This is a genomic window from Bacillus sp. LQ01, from assembly GCF_057624735.1.
In genome coordinates, this window is record NZ_JBYEZL010000001.1 from 1568309 (window position 1) to 1575048 (window position 6740).

Genomic DNA, 6740 nt, shown 5'->3' on the forward strand with positions numbered 1-6740 from the left:
AATAGGTGGTCTTTAAATGTTTTTATAACTAAATTAGTATATACTGTATTACTAACAGTTTCGTACTACAAAAAAATTAAGTTCTCTTATAGAAAAACTGATTTTATATTATCTTAAAATATAATAACATGTTCAAATCATATTTTAGGTATGTATCCTAATTGTGAATGATGTGTAATTTTTTTGAAGTATAAATATCCAATAAATAAAATAGGTAGTAGGTGCAGAAGTATTAATACTATATTATTTAATTCTTGTTATGAGTACATTAGTGATTAGTAATATTATATTTTTATTATCAACTTTAGTTATTGGAATTAATTTGAATAGAAAATATGTAGGATAGGGAAAGGTACATATACTTTAATGTATATGTACCTTTTTATTTAGTAGGATTTATAGTCTCTATAAACTATTATATTAATAAAATTAAAAAACTTTATTCTTAATATTCCTATGGTTAAAGCTATCTATAAAATGAAAATATAACCAAATAATAGTTTTGTTATGATTTGTGGATTTGGTTTTTTTATCCGAATTTTCTGATTCAAATATTTCAACTTTATGAATATAGTAGGTGAAATATTTGTGTGATAGTATTTGAGATAGAAAAAAGCCAACTTTAAAAAGGATGTGAATTGAATGTGCAAACGACTGTAAAGGGTTATATTAAGGCAACGTTTAGCTGTTATTAGTGTAAGGTAAAGATATATTTTGTAACAGTTGATATAAAAATGAAGAAATAGGTACGCTTTCTCTTGTCTGACTATTTTAAATATATGAAAAATAAGAGCGGTTTGAGTTTTGACGAAGTTAAATTCTAGGTGAGATGTCAATAATGATTAATTAAGTTTAATAAAGAGGTACCTTATACGCAAAAGCGTTTATATTAGTAACCTAAGGAGCTTGCTTTTATGAAAACTACTGATTCAAAAGGCCTATTAGGAAATAGGGTTTATTTACAAGTTTTCTCTGCCTATTCATTGCTTATGCTTGGTGTTTTTATTGATATGTTAGCGATTATGACTATAGTTGGGTTTGAATGGGAAGTAGATCCTACTATGATTGGATTGATTCCTGTTGCATATGCACTTCCTGGAATTATTTTTGGCTCATGGGCAGGTGTTATTGCAGATCGTTTTAGAAAAATTCCAATTATGATGTTCTGTAATCTAATGGTTGGTCTAATAACAATTGCTCTTTTATTTGTACAAGATATCCACTGGCTCTTAGTGGCATTAATGATTCGTTCCATTTTTATTGTTTTCTATTATCCTGCACAGCAAACACTAACAAGACAGATTGTATCCCCGGACTTGCTTACTAAAGCAGTAAGTATCAACGGAATAGTAGAGCAGGGTACAAAGATAGTAGGCCCACTTATAGGGGGCATGTTGTTGAGCTGGTTTCAACCAGAGTTCTGCCTCATTATAAGAGCTATAAGTTGTTTATTAGCTACTTTAGTTTTGATACCCACAATAAAATTTAAAGAAACTATATCGAAAGAATTTGTTGAAAAGCAAAAACAAAGTACTTGGACCGCTTGGGTACAAGGGTGGGGTTATGTGTTATCTAATCGGATAATATTATCAACCATGATTTTCGTTACAATAGCCATGGCGGTATTACAATTAGTAGACTCACAATTCCCAACTTTATTTAAGAGCTTATTCCCACATGATAAAAGTAAAATGGGATATATCATTTCTATTATTGGTCTTGGCGGAATACTTGGTGCATTACTAACTCAGAAATTAAAACAATTTCAATATGGCTGGGTAGTATGTGGAGGTATGGTTTTAATGGGAATTGGTTTTGGGGGGATTGGTTTGATAACGCCCGGTACGGTCTTCGTTTTAGCCTATTTAATTAGTTTTATCGCTGGTATCGGAAGTGGGCTGATGCTTGTATCTAATCAAGTCATTTTACAAATAGAATCGGATCAAGATCAAGTAGGAAGAGTATTTGGTATACAAAGCAGTTTAACAAACGCAGTTCTAATTATTTCTCCTGCTATGAGTGGTCCATTAGTGCATTTGTTTGGAGTAACTCAACTCTATGTTTATGGAGGAATTGGGCTTGTTATTATTGGAGTAATTGGAGTTTCACTGCAGAAATATTTATGGGCTAAACATAAACACGAACCTATAAGAGCAAATAATTTTTGAAGGGAAGATTTTTATGACCAATGAGGAATGTTATCCATTAAGCCATCCGCAGCGAAGAATATGGTATACAGAAGTTATTCATTCTGATAAAGGAATATGTAATTTAAGATTTTTATTTAAACTTCATCGAAAAATGAACTATTCAAAATTAAACCAAGTTGTGAATCGCGTTATCAGTGAAAATGACGGTCTGTGCATTAGGTTAAAAGAAAATGGGCATCAAGAACCTAAACAATATTTTATTAAACATGAAGAACAAGAATTTGAGTTTTTTGATTTCAGTAATGTGGAGAATACAAATTTGCTTGAGGAATGGATTGAGCAGAAAACAAAAGAAACGTTTACATTATTTAATTCGAATTTATACTATTTCGCTTTAATAAAATTAAACGATAATGAATGTGCGGTCTTTGGAAATGTTCATCATATTATTATGGATGGTTTATCAATTCAAATATTTACTGAGCAGATTGCAAAATATTATTATGACATGCATAACGAGAATGAGGAAGGCGAAATTAAAAATTCATATGTTCAATTTCTGACTAATGAACAAACATACTTGAATAGTAGTCGTTTTCAAAAAGATCAAAAATTCTGGTTAGAGGAATTTAAAACACTGCCATCTGTGACCGGGTTGAAGCCTTATAATACGTACCAAGTTAGTACCAAAGCATCACGTGAGACGTTTATATTAACGGAACATTTGAAGAGAAAGATAGAAAAATTTTCTGAAGATTACAAAATTAGTTTATATACTCTTTTTGTTGCTGCTTTCTCGTTGTCCATGTATCGGTGGACCTCATCGCTTGATATTGGTTTAGGAATGGCTTACGGCAACCGTATGACTAAAATGGAACGAAAATTGATTGGAATGATGGTGAGTACAGTTCCTTTAAGAATGGATATTGATCCAGAAGAAGAAGTACTTTCATTTATTAGTAGGGTGTCCAGAAAACAAAGTAAATCATTAAGACACCAGAAATATCCATTTGATTTGTTATTAAAGCAGATTAATAAAGAGAGTAACAGTAATGTGAGACTTTTCGGAACTACGATTGATTATAGGGATCGTGATGAAAGTGGTGACTCACTATGGATTCCAAACCGTGAAGAAGTACAAGATTTTGCAGTGCATATTGAAAATCTAATTGATATAGACTCTTTACATGTACATATTGATTATCGTGAGGAGCTATTTTCTAAGGAAGAGATAGAACGATTCTTTAACGTTATGCTAGTGATACTGGAAAATATTTTTGAAAACCCAAAGCAGAAGGTTGCTGAAATAGAAATCATTTCTGAGGAAGATAAAAGAAAAAGTTTAGTTGAGTTCAACAATCCTAAACTGGATGTCCCGCCTCAAGCAACTATTCATGAAATGTTCGAACGGCAAGCGATGATTTATCCAAATGCTATTGCAGTTACGTATGAAAAAGAAAAAATTACTTATAAGGAGCTTAATGAACGTGCAAACCAGTTAGCTCATTATCTGCAGAAAAAAGGAGTAGGACCTGATACTTTAGTTGGACTGTGCGTTGAACGTTCCCACGAGATGATTGTAGGTATTTTAGGGATTTTGAAGGCTGGTGGGGCTTATGTCCCACTTGATCCAACATATCCAGAGCAACGACTTCAATATATTTTAGAAGATGCTAGCATTCAGTTATTCGTAACGCAAGAAAGTTTAAAAGAATTGAACTGGTTACCAGAAAATGTTGAGTCGATTTGCCTGGATCGTGATCAAGATGAGATTGGGAAAGAAAGTAAGACTTTGCCGGTTTCTAGTGTCGGTCCCCAAAATCTGGCATATGTAATCTATACTTCGGGATCAACGGGAAATCCAAAGGGCGTTATGATAGAGCATCACAATGTCATTCGGTTATTTAAATCGACGGATTGTTGGTATCAGTTTAATGAAAAAGATACTTGGACGCTTTTTCATTCGTATGCATTTGATTTCTCAGTATGGGAAATTTGGGGAGCATTATTATATGGTGGAAAATTAGTTGTTGTTCCGTACTGGATTAGTCGATCACCTAAGGATTTTTATCAATTATTGGTGGAGGAAGAAGTCACAGTTCTAAATCAGACACCTTCCGCATTTCGACAATTAATACAAGTGTGTGAACAAGAAGATAAGAATAAAAATTTGCAGCTGCGTTATGTCATATTTGGCGGAGAAGCGTTAGAACCTACTAGCTTGTTACCGTGGTTTCAAAGGTATGGGGAGAAAAACCCACAGTTAATTAATATGTATGGAATTACAGAAACTACAGTTCATGTTACATATTATCCAATTACTTTAGATGATGTGCAGCAGGCTTCAAGAAGTAATATTGGAAAGCGGATTCCCGATTTAGAAGTGTATATACTAGACGCTTATCAACAACCTGTTCCTATAGGTGTTGATGGTGAACTTTATATTGGCGGGGCAGGGCTTGCACGTGGGTATTTAAATAGACCTGAATTAACAGCAGAGCGTTTTATATCTCATCCATTTAGTAGTGATCTGAAAGCAAGATTATACCGGACAGGAGACTTAGCGAGGTATTTGCCAGATGGGAATCTAGATTATCGTGGAAGAATTGATCATCAGGTTAAAATACGTGGTTTCCGAATTGAGATTGGGGAAATTGAGTCTACTTTACATACATATGCATATGTAAAAGAGGTAGTTGTAATTGTAAGAGAAGATCAGCCAGGCGATAAACGATTAGTAGCATATGTTGTAGGAGATGGAAATGTAGATGCGTGGAGAGAGTATCTTAAAGCGAAACTACCAAGTTATATGGTTCCTTCGGGATTTGTGGCGATGGAAGCTATTCCACTTACAGCTAACGGTAAAGTTGATCGTGAGGCCTTACCTATGCCGGAGGAAACGCAGATTAATAGTGAATGTGTTGGCCCTCGGAATAGTAACGAACAGATACTAACTACCATTTGGAAGAGAGTATTAGGTGTTAAAAAGGTGGGAATCTATGATAATTTCTTTGAAATTGGTGGCGACTCGATTCTCAGTATTCAAATCATATCTCAAGCAAGTCAAGTGGGGTTAAAACTTACTCCAAAGCAAATGTTTGAATGCCCAACTATCGCTGAGCTGGCACAAGTGGCTATAGAAACGCAGGGAGTACAAGCGGAGCAGGGAATTGTGATAGGTGATGTGCCTCTTACTCCAATTCAGTGCTGGTTCTTCGAGCAAGAACATCCACATACAGAGCATTGGAATCAATCAATGCTTTTAAGAGTAAAAGAAAGATTGGATGTGAAATTACTAGAGGGAGCGATATTAAATTTACTGAAACATCATGATGCTTTACGTTTCCGGTACGAACAGTTACCAAACGGAACGTGGAGGCAGAGAAATGAAGGGACTGATGAGCTGTCAGTACTCCATGTTGTAAAACGGAATCAAGTTAATGAAAAAGAGTGGAATAAAATAATACAAGAAGAGATGAATATTCATCAAGCTAGTTTCAATTTAATTACTGGTCCGTTAATGAAAGTAGTGTACTTTGAAGATAACTTGATTGAAAATGATCGAATATTCTGGGTGATACATCATTTAGTAGTAGATGGAGTGTCATGGAGGATTCTATTGGAAGATTTACAGGTGGTATATAACCAGATGAAACAAGGTCAAGAAATTCGCTTACCTGCGAAAAGTACATCTTTTAAAGAATGGTCTGAACGACTTCAGACATACAGTGATTCGGGTATTTCAAAAGAAGTAAAGGATTATTGGAATGAACAAGTAGAAAAAGAAACGATGAAAATTCCAATGGACTATCCAATACAAGAAACGACAGAAGAATCGATTGATCAAGTGACGAGGACTTTAGGAATAGAAGAAACACAAGCATTGTTTCACGAAGTTCTAGTCACTCATAAGACAAGGATTGATGAGGTACTATTAACGGCATTAGGACAAGCTATCGTCGATTGTACAAATCAGCAAACCGTTTCTATTCATCTAGAAGGACACGGGAGAGAAGAGATGATTGAAGGTATTGATTTATCAAGGACAGTGGGCTGGTTCACGAGTATTTATCCCGTTCATCTCAATTTTCAAGGAACTCAGACACCTATTGAAGGGTTAAAGGCAGTCAAAGAGCAATTGCGTCGAATCCCAAATCGCGGAGTTGACTATGGTATTTTACGTTACTTGAATAAAGGATTACTTCCGTTTTATCAGCAAAAGCCTTCAATAAGCTTTAACTATTTGGGCCAATTTGATCAGGTGTTTTCAAGGGACTCTTTGTTTATGCAAGAGACAGGATTTACATTTTTAGATCATGCTCCAGATTCCAAACCATCTCATCTAATTGATGTTATCGGAATGGTGAAAGATGAAAAGTTACATTTTATTTGGATGTATAGTAGGGAACAGTTTTCTAAATTAAAAATTCAAGTGATAGCAGATGGTATGTTGAGGCATCTTCGTCAACTTATAAATAAACCAACAACAGAGTCTGCTTTTACGGTATCAGATTTTGCTGATGCAGAGGATCTTACGGAAGAAAGCTTGAGCAAAGTATTACTTAAATTAACAAAGAAGAGGGTGTAAAA

General features: G+C 34.4%; 2 protein-coding genes. Both read left to right on the top strand.

The annotated features are described in order from the left end of the window. The first annotated feature begins 914 nt into the window (after positions 1 to 914). Entirely contained in the window at positions 915 to 2168 is a 1254-nt protein-coding gene (locus AC22L0_RS08260; protein WP_000858613.1) for an MFS transporter, read from the top strand. 13 nt (positions 2169 to 2181) lie between these two features. Beyond that, positions 2182 to 6738: a non-ribosomal peptide synthetase gene (locus tag AC22L0_RS08265; protein ID WP_000180431.1), complete on the top strand. Its 4557-nt coding sequence runs from the start codon at positions 2182 to 2184 to the stop codon at positions 6736 to 6738. Positions 6739 to 6740 lie beyond the last annotated feature (2 nt).